At 35.6% G+C, this 17663-nt stretch carries 15 protein-coding genes, 1 tRNA gene and 1 pseudogene; 13 read left to right on the plus strand and 4 right to left on the minus strand.

The window, feature by feature from the left end; genetic code table 11:
• Nucleotides 1-16 precede the first annotated feature (16 nt).
• The 11 genes and pseudogenes from V8V91_RS26185 (at nt 17) to V8V91_RS26235 (ending at nt 12352) form a co-directional block, all read left to right on the plus strand.
• Nucleotides 17-289 carry a DEAD/DEAH box helicase gene (locus V8V91_RS26185; RefSeq protein ID WP_373397958.1) on the plus strand — a complete coding sequence of 91 codons (273 nt, stop codon included), beginning with the start codon at nt 17-19 and terminating at the stop codon, nt 287-289.
• Nucleotides 232-2214, plus strand: coding sequence for a helicase-related protein (locus tag V8V91_RS26190; protein WP_373397959.1), 1983 nt, complete (start codon nt 232-234; stop codon nt 2212-2214). Before V8V91_RS26185 ends, V8V91_RS26190 begins: the two co-directional genes overlap by 58 nt.
• Nucleotides 2211-2366 (plus strand): hypothetical protein, encoded by a 156-nt coding sequence (locus tag V8V91_RS26195; protein ID WP_373397960.1) that lies wholly within the window; start codon nt 2211-2213, stop codon nt 2364-2366. The genes V8V91_RS26190 and V8V91_RS26195 overlap by 4 nt, the downstream gene beginning before the upstream one ends.
• Before the next feature lie 29 nt (nt 2367-2395).
• Entirely contained in the window at nt 2396-2893 is a 498-nt protein-coding gene (locus tag V8V91_RS26200) for a hypothetical protein (protein ID WP_373397961.1), read from the plus strand.
• A 920-nt stretch (nt 2894-3813) separates the two neighbouring features.
• Nucleotides 3814-4713, plus strand: a complete 900-nt coding sequence (locus tag V8V91_RS26205; RefSeq protein ID WP_373397962.1) for a type IIL restriction-modification enzyme MmeI — start codon at nt 3814-3816, stop codon at nt 4711-4713.
• 4 nt (nt 4714-4717) lie between these two features.
• A complete protein-coding gene (locus V8V91_RS26210; RefSeq protein WP_373397963.1) occupies nt 4718-5608 on the plus strand; it encodes a DNA methyltransferase in 891 nt (296 codons plus the stop codon).
• 59 nt (nt 5609-5667) lie between these two features.
• A pseudogene (locus V8V91_RS26215) lies at nt 5668-6158 on the plus strand (type IIL restriction-modification enzyme MmeI); the annotation flags it as partial.
• 69 nt (nt 6159-6227) lie between these two features.
• Complete coding sequence (locus V8V91_RS26220) at nt 6228-6509, plus strand: type IIL restriction-modification enzyme MmeI (RefSeq protein ID WP_373400819.1); 282 nt, start codon at nt 6228-6230, stop codon at nt 6507-6509.
• Between the two features lie 29 nt (nt 6510-6538).
• Entirely contained in the window at nt 6539-8476 is a 1938-nt protein-coding gene (locus tag V8V91_RS26225) for a DEAD/DEAH box helicase (protein ID WP_373397964.1), read from the plus strand.
• Entirely contained in the window at nt 8469-9704 is a 1236-nt protein-coding gene (locus V8V91_RS26230) for a GIY-YIG nuclease family protein (RefSeq protein WP_373397965.1), read from the plus strand. The genes V8V91_RS26225 and V8V91_RS26230 overlap by 8 nt, the downstream gene beginning before the upstream one ends.
• A 71-nt stretch (nt 9705-9775) precedes the next feature.
• The gene (locus V8V91_RS26235) at nt 9776-12352 is read left to right on the plus strand and encodes a UvrD-helicase domain-containing protein (RefSeq protein ID WP_373397966.1); all 2577 of its coding nucleotides are present in this window, start codon (nt 9776-9778) and stop codon (nt 12350-12352) included.
• A gap of 146 nt (nt 12353-12498) precedes the next feature.
• Here V8V91_RS26235 and V8V91_RS26240 read toward each other — a convergent pair whose 3' ends face one another.
• Entirely contained in the window at nt 12499-13305 is an 807-nt protein-coding gene (locus V8V91_RS26240) for a DUF2971 domain-containing protein (protein ID WP_373397967.1), read from the minus strand.
• A 235-nt stretch (nt 13306-13540) separates the two neighbouring features.
• Nucleotides 13541-13614 (minus strand) — tRNA-Ile (locus V8V91_RS26245).
• A gap of 173 nt (nt 13615-13787) precedes the next feature.
• Here V8V91_RS26245 and V8V91_RS26250 point away from each other — a divergent pair.
• Together V8V91_RS26250 and V8V91_RS26255 are read left to right on the plus strand one after the other, a co-directional pair.
• Nucleotides 13788-14417 (plus strand): HAD family phosphatase, encoded by a 630-nt coding sequence (locus V8V91_RS26250; protein WP_074223641.1) that lies wholly within the window; start codon nt 13788-13790, stop codon nt 14415-14417.
• Between the two features lie 78 nt (nt 14418-14495).
• Complete coding sequence (locus tag V8V91_RS26255; protein WP_373397968.1) at nt 14496-15518, plus strand: site-2 protease family protein; 1023 nt, start codon at nt 14496-14498, stop codon at nt 15516-15518.
• Nucleotides 15519-15544: 26 nt separating this feature from the next.
• Here the strand turns inward: V8V91_RS26255 and V8V91_RS26260 are convergent, their stop codons facing one another.
• Nucleotides 15545-15841, minus strand: a complete 297-nt coding sequence (locus V8V91_RS26260) for a rhodanese-like domain-containing protein (RefSeq protein WP_373397969.1) — start codon at nt 15839-15841, stop codon at nt 15545-15547.
• Between the two features lie 4 nt (nt 15842-15845).
• Nucleotides 15846-17621: a T9SS type A sorting domain-containing protein gene (locus V8V91_RS26265; protein ID WP_373397970.1), complete on the minus strand. Its 1776-nt coding sequence runs from the start codon at nt 17619-17621 to the stop codon at nt 15846-15848.
• Nucleotides 17622-17663 lie beyond the last annotated feature (42 nt).

The following is a 17663-nucleotide window of genomic DNA, read 5'->3' on the forward strand; positions in this document are numbered from 1 at the left end:
CGATACAATCGGGCTTTTGCCTACAGGTGGTGGAAAATCTTTGTGTTATCAACTTCCTTGTTTATTGCAACCAAGCATAAATTTTGTGGTTTGTCCAATCAAATCGTTGATGTATGACCAAAACGATAATTTGGTAAAATCACTTGTAACAAACGTAAGTTTCATTACAAGTGATTTGGAAGCAGACGAAAGACGAAAGAAATCGAAACCAACTTTGAGCAAGGCCGATATTTGTTTGTTTGGATTTCTCCAGAGAAATTTCAAATACCAAGTTTTAGAGAAAAAATAAGTGCGATTGTAGCCAATTTTTCTATTGCATACGCAGTTGTGGACGAAGTGCATTGCCTTTCAGAATGGGGACACGATTTCAGAACTTCATATTTGAATTTGGCAAAAACCATAGACAAGTTAAGTCCGAAAGATGAAGACGGGGAAGGTAAAATCAAATTTATTGGTTTAACAGCAACGGCCTCTGTAAATGTTTTAAAAGATATCAAAATTGAGTTTTCAAGACAGAAACAGCGTTTAGAAGATGAAAATATAAAATCGCTATTGGATTACAGCCGTAAAGAATTACAGTTTGAAGTGCTTAATGATAATGGGAATAAAATTGATAAGCTAAAAAATCTAATTAACGAACTAAAAGACACAGAAAGTTTTTTTGAAACTACCGAAAAAGCAGGTTTAATTTTTACACCAAATGTAAATGGTGCCTATGGATGTTACTCATTATCAAATACTCTAAATGCCGATTATCAAAATCAAGTCAATTGGTATGCAGGAAGTTGTCCAACAAGAAAAATTTGGATTGAAGTAAGTAGTGATATCGCAAATAATAGAGATCTACTTAAAGAAGAAATTAAAAATAAAATTATAGCTCTAAACTTAAATTTAGAAGAAAAGGAGTTAAGCCAAATATTGTTTCAAAATAGGTTTACTGAAATAAGAAATGGCAACAGTCCAAACACTTCGCTTGTAAAACTTAAAGAAATACCGATTTTAAGTTCAAAAAGTTTTTCTATTCACAGAGAAACTATTCAAAAGAAATTTAAAAACAATGAATATCAACTTTTAGTTGCTACCAAAGCATTTGGAATGGGTATTGACAAGCAAAACATTTTTTACACATTTCATTATGGATTACCGAGTTCTGTGGAAGCACTTTATCAAGAAGCAGGAAGAGCTGGACGGTGGGATAAACGAAAACAAGAAAACACTAATAAAGTCGGCAAATGCTACGTTTTACATTCTCCCGAAACACATGACCAAGAACGAGTTGAGCGATTATTTCATAAAGACACAACATTTTCAGAAATGAAGGCCATAAGCGATGAAGTTGGTTTTGGTGGCAGAGATATATTTAAACAGGTTTTTCTTTTTGTCCAAGGTCAAAATGATATTGAAATGGATTTTGAAATCATTTTGGGTGTAATCAGAAATTTCTTCAAAGAAAAATCCCAGGTAAGAATTTATTGGAAAGACGCATATTCCAAATTGCATATCAATAGCGATATCCTACAAAAAGCAATTTATCGTTTAAGTCTGCTAGGAATTGTTTCCGATTGGACAACCAATTTCATAAATCATTTCGAAGTTAAGTTCAATTCCATAACTGAAAATCACATTATCAAAAGTGTTTCTTATTACATAACTAAATATGAGCCAAATACCGACGTTAAAAAAGAATTGCAAAGAGTTCAGCAAAACACGGTTTTAGAAAAATCAATTTGGTACTTGCTGAACTGGACTTTTGAAAACATTGCTTATAGCCGAAAACAATCACTCAAAACGCTTTCCGATTGGTGTTTAGAGTTTGAAGATAGTGAAAGCTTTAAACAACGAATTGATAGTTATTTCATTTTTACAGAAACAACTTTTGTTCTTCAACATATTGCGGAAAATCCAAAAGATTATGAGCAATGGTTTGAAGTTTTAACAACAAATAATCAATTTCCAAACAGAACAGAATTTGAGAAACTGAAAGACAGTATCAGCCGATTTTTGGAAAGTTATCGCAATAGTGCCGGACTAAATTTTGTAAGTGGTTTTGTGCGTTTAGCATTGGACGAAAATGATGATAGTGACGGAAAGGAACGTTTTGAAAGTGCTTTGTCAAGTGTAAAAGGAACTTTTACTCATTTACAGCAAAAAGACTTTTTGAACAGGTTAAAAATTTTAGGCAAACACTTGACTGAAGAACAAAAACGGAATTGAGCCATTCTATTTCAAGATACTTTCCCGAAATGTTGGAAGAGCTTGCGGAATATTACGATTTGGCTTATTTGCTGAATGACGTTTATACAGAGAAATTAACTGAATTGAAAAAACTTAATAGAAAGCTAAATGAGCAACTTGCAGAAATTTAATCAAACACTTGAAGATTTCAACCAGGAAGTTGAGCAACTTAAAGAAGTTTCGGGAGCATAAAAAACTAAAGCATCTCACCGATAGTTTCAATGCAATAATTAAGCAGTTTGAAGAAAATAGTAATGCACTTGACAAAATAAATGAGCTACAAAAAAAACTACAGGAAAAAGTTTCCAAAAGTTTAGCGGAAATTGAAAACACCAATAAGCAGAACAAGACCGAGCTTACAATACTTTTTGAGGAAAAAACCGACCAAATACGAAAAGAAAACAAGGACTTTTACAAAGAATTTGAAAGTACAGTAAAAATAAAACTTGACGACAATAAATCAGAAATAAAGCGACTGATTGAAATCGAGAGAAATCAAATCAAGCAGATTATTGAAATCGAGTTTGCAAAGAACACAAAAGAATTAAGACAGGTAATTGACGCTGAAAATAAGACAATTAAAATTTCTATATGGGTAATTGGAGGACTGATTTTAATATTAACCTCATTGGCTGTTTTGAAACTATGGATGGTATAAATAAAAAATGCCAGCATGTAAAATAGGCTGAGACTTTATGAGGTAGTTGAAAACAAAATCAGCATTTTTTTATGAACTTATTCTTTGAGAGTTTTATTTTATTTCAGAAACAGATGGTTACTAAACCAAGAATAAGAATTAAGTCCTTTTACCTCAATTTTTACTTATTGAGGATTAACCCACTGATTGTAATTAAGATTCAGTATTCCAAAAATTACCCTATGTTGGATATTTTTTTATTTGTCTTAATTTCCTAGTTTGCAAAAAGTCTGATTTTTTAAAAATGGGAGAAAAAAACAAAAGAAGAAACAAATTCAGATTTCATCGAAACAAGTTTCCAAAATTAGTTACCGACCAGTTGAGGTCGTTCGATTTTTAGAAACATTATTTTTGCAGGAGATGGGCGACCTTGTTAATTCAGGTGGTAATTCTTTTATCAAATTTCTACTAATAATTCAAGGGATAGAGTTTCTTGGTGCATGTGAGGATAAGCATCCTTTTGAAATGAATCAGGAATTACTAAGAAAGAACCTTCCGAGAAAACGATTTAATAGGGGTTGAAATTTTTCAGAAAAGAATACCATCAATTTACCGGAGAGGGAGAGTCTGTTCAGATAAAGTTTTTGAGGACCTAAGAAGCACTATGGTTCACCAGTTTAGGCCAAATCAAACCAAAATTCGACTATCAGATCGGGCTTCTGTTTTTGGTGAAGAAGTTTTGCACCTTGCAATGGACCATCAGAATCGATTGATATTGGTTCTGGAGGATTTTTATCATGACTTCGCAAAAGCTGTAAAATTATTAATGCAAAAATTGAATCGGGCGAAATTAACGCCTCCAAATTGACCGATACTCACATAACTATTGAATCTATACAAGATTTGATTCAAACATCCTGAGAATAGCACTATTTTAAAACATGACAATCACCCAAATAGAGAAAAATCTCCAAAAACTGTTTTCTGATTTCAATCAGGAAACATTCATATACGACTTGCTTTTAGCTTATGGTACACCTAAAGCATCAATTGCTCGCTTGCAGAATGGAAATCTGAATCTCTTCAAGGGTCCAGGCGTGGTCAATTGGAAAAAGAAGGTTCTTTTCAAGGAAGTGTTTGGCAAAGAGTTAAATCTGGCATTGACCGAACTCAAAAAACAAGCAGTCAATGATCAGCGATTTGTCATAGTTACAGATTATCATCAACTGATGGCATGGGACACCAAAACATTAGATACGCTTGACACAGAGATTTCAAATCTGCCTAAACACATTGATTTTTTTCTGCCTTGGGCAGGAATGGAAAAGGCCCAATATGCCGTGGAGAATCCGGCAGATGTAAAAGCAGCCGAAAAAATGGCTCGTCTTTATGATGAAATTAAAAAGGACAATCCTGACACTTCTCCTGAATTTGTCCATGGGTTAAATGTTTTTCTCTCTCGTTTGCTATTCTGCTTCTTTGCAGAGGACACGAATATATTTAAGGAAGGACAGTTTACTGGAGCCATTGCGTCCCATACGCAGATAGATGGAAGTGATTTGAATTCTTACTTGGATCGATTGTTTGATGCTCTCAATACTCCAAAGGATCATAGGAAAGATTTACCTCATTACTTGAATGATTTTCCTTATGTGAATGGTGGATTGTTTCGACATAAACATCCAAATCCAATATTTACTAGGAGATCACGTCAGGTTATTATAGATAGTGGGGAGCTTGATTGGAGTGCGATCAACCCAGATATATTTGGGTCCATGATTCAGGCTGTTATAACGCCTGAACATAGGGGGGCTAGGGATGCATTATACCTCGGTTCCTAACATCATGAAGGTAATAGAGCCACTGTTTCTGACGGAGCTTTACGAGGAGTTTTTTGTCGCAAATGGAAATGTGAAAAAACTTAATGAACTGCTCAATCGCATAAGCAAAATCAAAATCTTTGATCCTGCATGTGGGAGTGGGAATTTCCTGATCATTGCATATAAAGAACTTCGTAAGCTGGAAATCCTAATTCTTAAAGAAAAAGCCAAGCTAACCGGAAAGGCAGGTAGTGGTAGTCTGAATTTCGGGGGAGATTACATTTCACAGATTTCTCTAACAAATTTCTATGGGATCGAACTAGATGACTTTGCACATGAGATCGCTCAGCTTTCTCTCTGGCTGGCAGAGCATCAGATGAATGTAGAATTCTTTAAGGAATTTGGGCAAACTAGCCCAACACTTCCACTAAAGGAATCTGGAAATATCGTGCAAGGAAATGCCTGTCGAATTGATTGGGAAACGGTCTGTCCCAAAAATCCTGATTCAGAGATTTATATTTTGGGGAATCCTCCATATCTAGGATCAAGAAGGCAAACGGATATTCAAAAAGAAGATTTGAAAATTGTATTTGGATCAGATTTTAAATCTCTTGATTATATAAGTGCATGGTTTTTTAAATCAGCAAAATTTATCAAAGGAATTATTGCTAGCTCAGCATTTGTATCAACAAATTCTGTAAGTCAAGGGGAACAAGTTTCCCTGACTTGGAAGAGAATATTAAATGAAGGAATAGAGATAGGATTTGCACATAAAGATTTTAAATGGTCAAATAATGCAAAACAAAACGCAGGAGTAACTGTAGCGATAATAGGGCTTCAAAATGAGAGTCAAAAATTAAAATATATTTTCACTGAGGATTTAAAGATTACTACAAGTAAAATTTCCCCTATTTAGTTCCAGGACGAACGGTCTATGTTGATTCAAGGAATAACTCCTTATCTGGTTTACCAGAAATGAATTTTGGAAATATGCCTGCTGACGGTGGATTACTATTGTTTAATCCCGATGAAAAGGAAAAATTTCTTACAAGGGAGCCATTGGCTAGAAAATACTTTTCCAAATTAATTTCAGCAGATGAATTTTTAAATGGAAAAGAAAGATGGTGTCTTTGGCTAGAAGAATTAACCCAAAAAGAAATTGAATCATTACCTCTAATTAAAGATGTGGTTTCAAATTTGAAAAAGGTAAGATTAGAATCTTCTAGACCAAAGCTGGCAGAGATTCCACATTTATTTGCCCAGATTACTCAGCCAAAGGGACTGGATTTCATTTTGATCCCAAGACATTCATCAGAAAATAGAAATTATATTCCGATAGGGTATTTCGATTCAAGTAATAAGGCTCATGATAGTTGTTTAATAGTTCCAACAAAAGAATTTTATTTTTCGGGGTCCTAACTTCTAAAATCCATATGGTTTGGGTCCAAGCAGTTTGTGGAAAATTGGAAACACGTTTTAGATATTCAAAGGACGTAGTTTATAACAATTTCCCTTTCCCTAAGATTTCGGAGGAAATGAAAAAAGAAATAACACAATCATCATTAAGAATATTGGAAGAGCGAGAAAAGCACTCTGAAAAAACTCTTGCCCAGCTTTATGACCCTAGTAAAATGCCTGAAGGATTGCTGGGAGCACACAAAGCAAATGATGAAGTGATCGAGCGTTGTTACCGAAGCAAACCATTTGAATCAGATGAGGAGCGACTGGGATATTTATTCAAGCTCTATGAGAAGATGATTGCTGAAGAGCAGACAAGAGGAAGTCTATTCGAAAAGAAGAATAAACGAAAAAAATAAAATATCAGTAAGAAATAAATAATTTTTAAATGCCCAATATTGTAGAAGTTCAATACCATCAAACAGGGAAAAGTACAGTTACAAATACTTACGGAATGCGTGATATGCAAGCCAAAGCATTTGAAGCCCGTGATGCTCAATATCTCCTTTTGAAAGCTCCTCCTGCTTCAGGTAAGTCCCGTGCATTAATGTTTTTGGGATTAGATAAGTTGACTAATCAAGGAATTAAAAAAATCATTGTAGCTGTACCAGAACGATCCATTGGTGGTTCATTTGAACAAACCGATCTAAAGACACACGGTTTTTTTGCTGATTGGGAACCGAATGATCAATACAACCTCTGTACTCCAGGAAGCGATGGCAGCAAAGGAAAAGTAGAGGCATTTCATAATTTCATGAATAAACCCCATGAAAAAATTCTAATCTGTACCCATGCAACCTTGCGTTTCGCTTGTGAAACACTTGATGAATCAGTATTCAATAATACGCTTATTGCAATTGATGAATTTCACCATGTTTCTGCTGATGGTAATAACCGTCTGGGGGATCTTCTTCGGGCAATCATGGATAAATCGACTGCGCATATTGTTGCTATGACAGGATCCTATTTCAGAGGAGATTCTGTCCCGATTTTGACACCTGAGGATGAAGCAAGGTTCACTAAAGTCACCTACAACTATTATCAGCAACTCAATGGATATAAGTATCTGAAATCATTGGGAATAGGCTATCACTTTTACCAAGGTCGATACACTACTGCTATCAGTGAAATCCTTGATACAGATAAAAAAACCATCCTCCACATTCCAAATGTAAACTCCGGAGAATCAACGAAGATGAAACATGACGAGGTTGGTTTTATTTTAGATTCTATTGGAGAGGTGATCAAACAGGATCGAGAAACAGGAGTGATTTTTCTCAAAAGGGCAAAAGATGGGAAAATCCTTAAAGTGGCTGATTTGGTTGAGGACCAGCCCAAGGACCGAGATAAGATTGTAAACTATCTGCGCAATATCAAATCCGTTGATGATATGGATTTAATCATTGCATTAGGTATGGCTAAGGAAGGGTTTGACTGGCCATATTGCGAACACGCACTAACAGTCGGTTATCGGGGATCCTTAACAGAGATCATACAGATTATAGGCCGAGCTACCCGTGACAGTGAAAACAAGTCACATGCACAGTTCACAAACTTGATTGCACAGCCAGATGCTGCAGATGATTTGGTAAAACTATCAGTTAATAATATGCTGAAAGCGATAACAGCGTCTCTATTAATGGAACAGGTTCTAGCACCCAATTGGTCCTTTAAAACAAAACGCTCAGATACTGACAAAGCAAAGCCAGGAGAATTAAAAATCCGTGGGTTAAAGGAGCCCAGTAGTAAGAGGGTAAAGGAAATCATTGAATCAGATTTGAACGACTTGAAAGCTGCAATCTTACAGGATGATCAAATCATGAAGGCAATCTCTGGGCAGGTAGTAGAGCCAGAAGTGATCAACAAGGTACTTACTCCTAAAATCATTCGAATTAAATATCCCGAATTATCTGAAGAAGAGGTGGAGGAAGTAAGACAGCATGTTGTTACTGATTCAGTAATTAAGAAAGCAGAGATTAAAGAACAAGGTGATCAAAGATTTATCAGGATGGCTGATCAGTTCGTTAATCTAGACGATTTGCACATTGACTTGATTGATCAAGTTAACCCATTCCAAAAAGCGTTTGAAGTTCTATCAAAGTCTGTAACCAGCAAGGTGTTGAAAGTTATTCAAGAAACAATTCATGCAACACGGATCAAGATGGATTTTGAAGAAGCCAAGATACTATGGCCGAAAATTCAGGCCTTTGTAAAGACTTATGAAAGGGAACCTCATATCCATTCCAATGATCCCATGGAGAAAAGAATGGCCGAATGCATAATTTATCTCAAAGAGGAAAAGCGTAAAAGAATGGCTAATGGATAAGGATAAGACATTAGATGAAATATTTGAGAATGACCCCTTAGGTCTTTTGAATTTCAAACCCAGGTCTCAATCAATTAGAACATCCGATGAGCGAATGAAATCTTCATTTGATGAGATTAATCAATTTTATAAAACTCATCATAGGGAGCCGCTTCCTAATACAAGCGATATTTCTGAATATCAGTTGTATTCAAGATTGAAAGGGTTCAGAGAAGATCCTTTAAAAGCTGAAATGCTTAAAGAATTGGATGAGTTTGGGTTGTTGCAAGACTCTGAAGAACCAATGGTAGCAGAGCCTAGAGAAACCTTTTTTAAACCTAAGAAGATTAAGTCTATTGATGACATCTTTTCTGACGATCAATTAGACTTATTGGGAGATGATTCTGGTCTATTTGAATTCAATCATACACCCAAGGACTACGAACGAGCCCAGACGGATTATGTAGCAAAGAGAAGGCCATGTAAAGATTTTCAGAACTACGAGGAATTATTCAAATCTGTCCAGGTAGATCTTTCTCATGGTAGAAGGAAACTAGTTCCTTTCAAGCAAGATAATCTGAGAGCTGGAGACTTCTATGTCAATAATGGAATCTTGCTTTATTTGGAGAGTGTAGATTTGGATGAAGGTGTTCAGGAATTCAGTAGCGGGCCAAGATATCGTAAGGATGGAAGAACAAGAACAATTTTTGAAAACGGAACAGAATCAAGTATGCTTTACAGATCCTTGTATAAGGTACTATTGATGAATGGGAAAGCAGTGACCCAGAACTTCGAGAAGGTGAACGAAGGTTTTTCAGAAAACTTCGGTCAAATATCTGGAGAGGATCAAGATGCTGGGTATATCTATGTTTTAAGGTCCCTAAGTCAAGATGAACAAATAAAATCCGTAAGGAACCTCTATAAAATAGGCTTTTCAAAGAATGATGTGAATGAGCGGATAAAAAATGCAGAACAAGAACCAACATATCTGATGGCAAAGGTTGACTATGTAGCTGGTTGGAAATGTTTCAACATGAACACTCAGAAGTTCGAACAATTGATACATACCTTCTTTGGTTCTTCATGCTTGAATGTTGACGTGTTTGATGAAAGAGGCAGGCGATTCACACCAAGGGAGTGGTTTATTGCACCACTACCGGTAATAGAACAAGCAATTGAATTGATTATCAATGGCAAGATTGTGAATTATAGGTATGATGTTGAGAGCGAAATGATTGTAGGGAGATGAACAATAATTTCGGATTTATAACAAAGAAAAAGATTTTTCTCAAAATAATGTTAATCGAATAAATTAAGAAGATGGATTTTATTATTGATAAAAAAGTTAAAACGCAGTTGGCTGGTTTAATGAAAAGAGGAGGACATTATCAGAAAGCAGCAGAAACTGTAAAAAGAGTATTTGGTGATATCGCCCTGAAATCTGAAAATCCATTAGCTAGTTTGAAAACCACGAATCATGGTGAAACTAGAATTAAAAACGTTGTAAAATATGATTTAAATGGGTTTTGCCGGTTAATCACGGTTCAAAAAGATAATACTTGTTTTATCAAATTTTTAGGAGACCACAACGAGTGCCATAGTTGGCTTGAAGGTCACAAAGGTTTCAATATTGGGGTTGATGAAGGTGGAGAACTAAAAGATTTTTATGTCTCAGACGATATAACAAGTCCAGATACAAGAGTAAATAATGAATCTGATTATTCAAATGGTCTTTTAGTATCCAAATTAGGAAACCAATATTTAGAAATCTTATTTGAAGGGTTACCAAACCTTTTAAAGAAAATCTTTGAAGGGTTTGATTCGCTAGTAGAGGAAGATGATATTTTAGAAACATGTGAATTGGCAAGTGACAAGAAAAGATCGGAGTTGCTATTTGATACATTTATTCAATTGAGAGCAGGTGATGTAGATAGCGCCAAAAATCGTATCCTTTATTTTAGAGATGAAATTAAAGTTTTAGATAGCCTTCCCAATGAGGATCTTGGCAAAATCAAGTCAAATGATGAGTATCTAAGATTTGATGATATGGAGCCTGAGGATCTTAAAATATTAATGGATAACAAGAGTTGGCATGAATGGATGTTATTTATGCATCCAGCACAGAGAAGGGTGGTAGAAATGGATTTTTCAGGTCCTGCGAGATTACTGGGAGTTAGTGGTTCAGGCAAAACAGCTATAATAGTGAAAAGAGCTTTAAGGTTGGCTAAGAAATATCCTGGGGAAAAAATATTAGTACTTACATTAAACAGATCCTTAGCAAGCCTAATAAATAATCTAGTAAGTATTTTGTTAGATTGTCAACCAGACAAGGAAGAATTAGAATCACAAATTAAAGTCACTTCTTTTTGGGAATATTGCCGTTTTTTTTTAATAGAAAATGCAGATAGTGAAATGAATAAAAAGATTTATGATGATTTTGTTCATAAGCACAACGATTCTATCGAAGATGAATGGGAAGCCTTTTATCAATGTAAGAACAATAATAATGATGCGGAAGTCCTTTTTAACCTTCATAAATCATTACTAAGTAGGGGTGTTTACCCTCAGTCGTATATAAAGCAGGAATTTGACTGGATAAGAAGTGCATTTTCTCTTGAAGATAGAATAAAGTATTTAGAGATTGAAAGAGAGGGCAGACATATTCCATTAGGAAAAGATAGTAGGGAAGATATTTTAAAAGCTTTAGCTTCTTGGGAAGAATACATGAGTTTTGTAGGTGTGACAGATTATTTAGGCCTTTCACAATCAATTCTTAAACATCTCGATAAAATAAACTCTACTTATAGATGTGTTCTTGTTGATGAAATGCAAGATTTTGGGACAATTGAGTTATTAGTCATTAGAAAACTTTGTGAAGAGAATGAAAATGATCTGTTTTTAAGCGGAGATATAGCTCAGGTGGTCCATACTAAGCATCATAAAATCACCCTAGCGGGAATTAAAATTGCTGGCCAGAACTATTTAAAAATAACTAAAAATTATAGGAATAGTAGAGAGATTCTTGCAGCAGCTTATGATGTTTTTAATAAGAGTGTCGATATTGACTCATACACTACTGGGGATTTTGAAATTCTTCATCCCGAATATGCTAACTTTTCTTCTCCTAAACCTTTTTTACGTAAAACCTCATCCCTTTCAAATGGATTTAATTTTTCATTAACCTACCTCAAAGGTATTTTAGATGAGAAAAAGGATGAAAAAGGTTGTATTGCAATTTGTGGATATTCTTATTATGATGTGTTGGAAATTGGAAGTGCATTAAATATTCCAGTTTTGGATGGTAAAATGGATTTGAGTATGAATTCAATATTTTTATCTGATCTTGAAAATACAAAGGGTTTTGAATTTGATAGAATGATTTTGATTAATTGTAATGAAGGCATAATTCCTAACCCAGACCAGCCAAAAGAGGAATGGTTCAGAGATATATCGAAGCTTTATGTTGCGATGACAAGAGCTAAAAGGGAATTAGTTGTATCTTTTAATGAAAAGGTTTCTTCGGTATTTGATAGGTCGCTGGACTTTTTTACCTCTGACTCCTGGACAGATCACGTAGAAATTAATGCTATTGGAGATTTCGAAATCCCAGAGCCAAAGATTGATATTGGAAGTAATGGGTATCAAAAATTACTTGGCAAAGAGTTTTTATACACGCATAAAGCAATCGGTCTTTCTTCTGAAGCTCAACAGAAACTTATAGATGTTGTTAATGGAACCCATACTACTGATCAAAAGAATAAAATTTTGGCATTCAGATCTATTGGGAATTTAAAAGTTCAAATTGAATCAAGAGCTCGTGACCTACCTCAATTAACGAAGTTATTTGGGCCAGTCGTTTTTCCTGAAATTGAGGATAGATTAAAAGAAGAGTTTTAAGATGAAGATAGAATGTGTTAATTTTAATATGATAATTTACTTTAACTTCTTTTGAAACTCAGAATTTGAAAATTCATTGATTTTATCCTTTTGGACAAGTCCATGAGAAGAAAGGCAGGAGAAAGCAAATAGTTCCTAAATAGTATTCACAAATCAATTCTTTCTTTAACTAATTTTTTTGAACTGTACTCCATCTTTAATTGATAAACCTCTATAGTTGGGTGGTAGGATTTAATTGCAGCTATTATTTGATCTTTATCGTAATCTGATATGTGCGTCCCTAGAATCACTTCCTTTAAACAATCGTTTTTATATAAATGGGGTTTTCCAGCCATTCCTACTTTCGCAATTCTAATTTCAGACTCAAAATTAAGTTGTGGCGATTTTAACATCAACGCAACTATTAACCCATTAGGGCCTTCATCAAATAAGTCAACAATATTTTCATTGTCAGAATAAATTACATTTCCCATCAAACCTCCAGTTGAATTATACAGGTTGTTACTATCGAAGCCTAAACAGAAGCCTTTATGACAATTCCCATAATGAGTCCATAATCCATGATTATTGTATTGACTTGCCAAAGAACAGATCCCAATGTTTTCATTTACCATTTTTTTAAAGGTTGGGATTGCCTCAATCCAATAATCACTATTATGAAAATTAACTTCTTCCATTCTTTTTGAAACTAAAATATTAAGATCAGCTCTAGAAATATTCGGTTTTAGGTTCATAATAGTCTGTTCTAATTTTAGCTTTACATTTTCCTCAGTCATTTGGTCTTCATGATAATGAAATGGAAAAAGGGCATCAAATGGATCGTTTAGCTTTTCTTGCTTTGAAAAAAATAATTGATCATGTGTTAGGATTTTTTTGTGGTATGGGTCAGACCATATTCTATACTTGTAAACTCTTTCTGGTAATATTCCTTCAAAATCAGTATTCTTTGTCATAAGTACCCAATATAAACGTATCTATAAATTTAGTCATAAAATAAGACTTCAGCCTAATCTCTATAAACAGAATAACTAGACAAAGAAAAATAGGAGTTTATTTTACAAAGTATTTTTTATAACAGGTAAGCCTTTCTAATATCTAAAAATAACTCTAAGATGCTGAAATGATGCAAATCGTGTGCAAATAAAAAAGACACTTACGAAATTTTATCGTAAGTGTCTGATTATTAAGTGGGCCCACCTGGGCTCGAACCAGGGACCACCTGATTATGAGTCAGGTGCTCTAACCAACTGAGCTATAGGCCCTAAATATTATTACTTTTACTAACCTAAAGCTCTAACCTCCACGATAGCTATCGGGATGAGCTATAGGCCCTTCAAAATCAAAGCAGGTAATAGCGAGTTCTATTTGTCCTAAACCTTGGTTTTGGGAGTGCAATGTTACATATTTGAAATCAAATTCACAACCTAATTAGTGCATGAAAAACGTTCCTGATGCGGATTTTTTGATTTTTGATCTCGGTAATGTGATCGTAGATATTGACTACCAAAAATCTTTGGATTTAATCAAAAAGGAATTGCCTGATTATCATCATGATAAGGTGGATCAATTTTATTTGACGGAGTTTCATAAAAAATATGAAAAAGGTGAAATTAATTCTGAAAAGTTCAGAGAGGAGGTGAGAGATTATTTCGAAAAAGACTGGAATGATGAAAAGGTAGATGATATCTGGAACTCGCTGCTCAAAAATATCCCTGCCGAACGAATTGATTTGATCTCAAAATTAAAGGACAAATATAGATTGGGGATTTTAAGCAATACCAATGAAATCCATATAGAAGCAGTCTATAACATGCTGAGAAAAGATTTTCAGTTGGATAATTTTGATCCCCTGTTTCAGCATGTGTTTTATAGCCATGAAATGGGAATGTCAAAACCTTCTCCAGAAATTTATCTTAGCATGGTGGAACAATTAGGAACCAAACCTGAACGAGTGGTTTTCTTTGATGATTTGGAAGCAAATGTCAAAGGAGCAAAATCCATTGGTATCCAAGCTGTCCATGTGACTGGACCTCAAATCATATTTGACTATTTAAAGCATGTATAGCAAAAAGGAACTTCTGGTTCACAGTCTATTATTTATTCTCACGTTAATCACAGCCACTCTCGCGGGGGAGAATGGGTGATGAGTAAGTCAGTGTTGGCGACAGGGGAACATTTCCTCACCTTAGATGATTTTTGGAAGGCTACGGCATTTTCCATCCCTTTTATTGGGATTTTATTGATTCATGAGTTGGGTCACTTCTTTACCTCTTTATATCACAAAGTAAGATGTAGTTTACCCTTCTTTATTCCAGTATGGCTTGGTTTTATGGGTATCCCCTCCATTGGAACATTTGGAGCAGTGATCAAGATGAAAGGCTTTGTCAACAGTAGGAAGAAATTCTTTGATATTGGTGTGGCAGGTCCTTTGGCTGGATTTGTTGTAGCGCTGGGTGTATTGATTTACGGCTTTTCTACTTTGCCTCCGGCGGATTATATTTATGAAATCCATCCTGAATACGCTGATGAAAGCTTCCAAGGATATGGGGAGGACGCCATCGATTTTGAACTGGGTAATAACCTGCTTTTTTCTGGGTTGGGGGAAGTTTTTGCAGATCCAGAAAGACTTCCGGAGATGGCAGAAGTAATTCATTATCCTTTTCTGTTTGCGGGATATTTGGCCTTGTTTTTCACTTCACTTAATCTACTGCCAATAGGCCAGTTGGATGGAGGACATGTAATATTTGGTCTTTTTCCAAAGTCCCATCAATATGTCTCTTTGATCGCCTTTACTGGGTTTATAGGATATGCCGGTTTGGGGTTTATTTCCCCTTACTTGCCAGGTGATGATTTGTTGATTCGAATCCCTCTTTATCTGGCATTTCTTTACATCTGCTACAGCAAGTCAGGGCTAACGGTCCAAAACAAGTTGACGATTGTGTTAAGCTTGGCAGCTGTTCAATATGCCATTGCTTTTGTAAAACCTGAATGGGAAGGTTATCAAGGCTGGTTGTTTTTCGGCTTCCTGCTGGGACGAATCATGGGCTTAAAGCACCCAGAAGTCTCGGGTTTGAGAGAAATAAGCACCTCGAGAAAAATTATTGGTTGGATAGCAATCCTAATTTTCCTGATCAGCTTCTCACCCAAACCATTTATGTTTTCATAAAAAAAGCTCCACAAAGGGAGCTTTTTTTAAAGGTTGTTATAAGCCATTATTCCACCAAGTACGTTTCGAACTTTTGTGAAACCTTTGGATTCCAAAAACTTCTTGGCATTCCCACTTCTGGCCCCAGATCTGCAATGCACCACAATCTCTTGATCTTTATACTGATCGATTTCATCTAATCTATGAGGCAAATCTCCTAGGGGTATATTCATAGCCCCAAGGTTGTCATCATCATATTCCCATTCTTCACGAACGTCTATGAATACAAATTTTTCGTTTTTGTCTAACCTAGCTTTAAGGTCTTCTACAGATATATCTTCCATATTTCTATTTAACTAAAATTCTTATTGATTGAGATCCATCTTCCGAAACCACATTGATTACGTAAATTCCAGGATGTTGTCCTGTAAAATTAATAATTTCCCCTTCTTGACTACGTTCTCTTTGTAGAAAAATCTCCCTGCCAAAAGAATCAAATATCCGTAAATCACTGTAACTCCCCTCCAAATTCAGAATAGTTTCCACAGGATTTGGGAAGACTTTTATCAATCTAGCTTCAGGAACGGAGCTTTCTTCAAAGGGAGCATCCACACTGACATGAGGTCGTATCATCATGGCTCCTTGAACTTCCGTATTTTCTTCCCAAGCTCCTAAGACATTATAGTATAACTTGTCTCCTTGGTCATTGGATTTATCAAGTCCTACATGAATAAAATCGTTGGTAAACTGGGCGTAACCAATGTAGAATTCTCCGGATACTTGAATATTCGTGTCCAAGGAATAGTACAAGAATTCCTCTCCGGCTTCTTTTACAGGTATCAAGTCCTCTCTTCTATAAATAGGTCCTTGATCTAAGTCTTTCCAAACTAGAATGTCAATGGCTTGATTTGCCTGATTGGGATTCGTGAAATTGATGGAAATCCCTTTTAAAAAGACCTCCTCCGGAGTATCATATTTCACGGCTAGCATTCCTGATTTTTGATTGATGCCTGCAGCATAATCTGCGGTCCCCCTATCATAAGAAAAATAGTCTTGAACAGGGAAATAGCTCTTAACGGTGTCATTTACACGATAATCAAGGGTCTGAAAAAATGTCGTGTCATTTCCGTCTACCTCAAAATACAAATCATCACCAGTAGTAAGGGAAGTCGTGAACTCTAGGGCAGATGCACCACTCGAGATAGGAGCTTCATCAAATTCATTGCTAGTAAAGCTTCTTCTTTCTTTGGAATTAGGTACTGGGTCAAAGGGGGTATTTTGATTGATTGCCAAGATGTTATTCGTCAAAGTATCCCGCAGCTGAATGGTATATTCCATCGCTCTAAACCTGTTCTCTAAATTGTAAAACTGATTCTCAATTCTACTCCAAAAACCCTCCTGATTACCTTCAATTAATGGGAATGGGTAAGCAGCATAATCTCCTAATTGAACCTGATTTATTTGGGTTAGACTTCTGTCTTTGTAGTTCAAATCAGTGGCTGACCTACCGTCATTGAAATACACATAATCCAAAATCCAGCTATCAAAAGGGCCTACTTGTCTTCCATCCGCTACGAATCGGAACTGGAATGCCTCATGCTGATATTCAGGTCCAACCTGAATGATTTCTTGAGAGAACATGGTTTGGTTTTCTTCAATTCCACCAAATTGATTCCATACAGTGACCCAATTTCCTGATTCATTTAAAAACTGTAAATAGAACTGATCGTTGCTGTCGGGATATTCGGCTTTTCCACCTGCTTGCCAAAAGTAACTCAAGTACAATGAGTTGGAGTTTTGGCCAGATAAATCAAAAACCTTGGAGGTCAATATATCAGTAATACCAATATCCCTTTGGGAGAGGGAATAGGGCTTTCCATTGGCATCCACTCCATTAAACAATACTTGTCCTACAGAGGGCGCATTAATTCCGATAGTTTCTGTATAGGAAGCTCCGTTTACCTCCCAAACCATGGTGTCCAATCCTTGAGAGAAGTCATCCCAAAAAGGAATGGTGTGTGTATCTTGAATTCTTAACTGTTGACGTTCAGCAGTATTTTTCGGGATTTTTACTTGATGGATAGGGGCAAACTCCACAATTTGAGCATGAGACTCTAATTCCAAGCCTAAAAATAGGAGGAAGGCACATGTACAAATAAGGGATAG

The organism is Algoriphagus halophilus, from assembly GCF_041729275.1.
In the GTDB taxonomy this organism is placed as follows: domain Bacteria; phylum Bacteroidota; class Bacteroidia; order Cytophagales; family Cyclobacteriaceae; genus Algoriphagus; species Algoriphagus halophilus_A.

Excerpts from the sequence above, each read along its gene's own strand:
- V8V91_RS26205 (WP_373397962.1), top strand. The coding sequence starts at position 3,814 with ATGACAATCACCCAAATAGAGAAAAATCTCCAAAAACTGTTTTCTGAT.
- V8V91_RS26210 (WP_373397963.1), top strand. The coding sequence starts at position 4,718 with ATGAAGGTAATAGAGCCACTGTTTCTGACGGAGCTTTACGAGGAGTTT.
- V8V91_RS26220 (WP_373400819.1), top strand. The coding sequence starts at position 6,228 with ATGAAAAAAGAAATAACACAATCATCATTAAGAATATTGGAAGAGCGA.
- V8V91_RS26225 (WP_373397964.1), top strand. The coding sequence starts at position 6,539 with ATGCCCAATATTGTAGAAGTTCAATACCATCAAACAGGGAAAAGTACA.
- V8V91_RS26230 (WP_373397965.1), top strand. The coding sequence starts at position 8,469 with ATGGATAAGGATAAGACATTAGATGAAATATTTGAGAATGACCCCTTA.
- V8V91_RS26235 (WP_373397966.1), top strand. The coding sequence starts at position 9,776 with ATGGATTTTATTATTGATAAAAAAGTTAAAACGCAGTTGGCTGGTTTA.
- V8V91_RS26240 (WP_373397967.1), bottom strand. The coding sequence starts at position 13,305 with ATGACAAAGAATACTGATTTTGAAGGAATATTACCAGAAAGAGTTTAC.
- V8V91_RS26250 (WP_074223641.1), top strand. The coding sequence starts at position 13,788 with ATGAAAAACGTTCCTGATGCGGATTTTTTGATTTTTGATCTCGGTAAT.
- V8V91_RS26255 (WP_373397968.1), top strand. The coding sequence starts at position 14,496 with ATGAGTAAGTCAGTGTTGGCGACAGGGGAACATTTCCTCACCTTAGAT.
- V8V91_RS26260 (WP_373397969.1), bottom strand. The coding sequence starts at position 15,841 with ATGGAAGATATATCTGTAGAAGACCTTAAAGCTAGGTTAGACAAAAAC.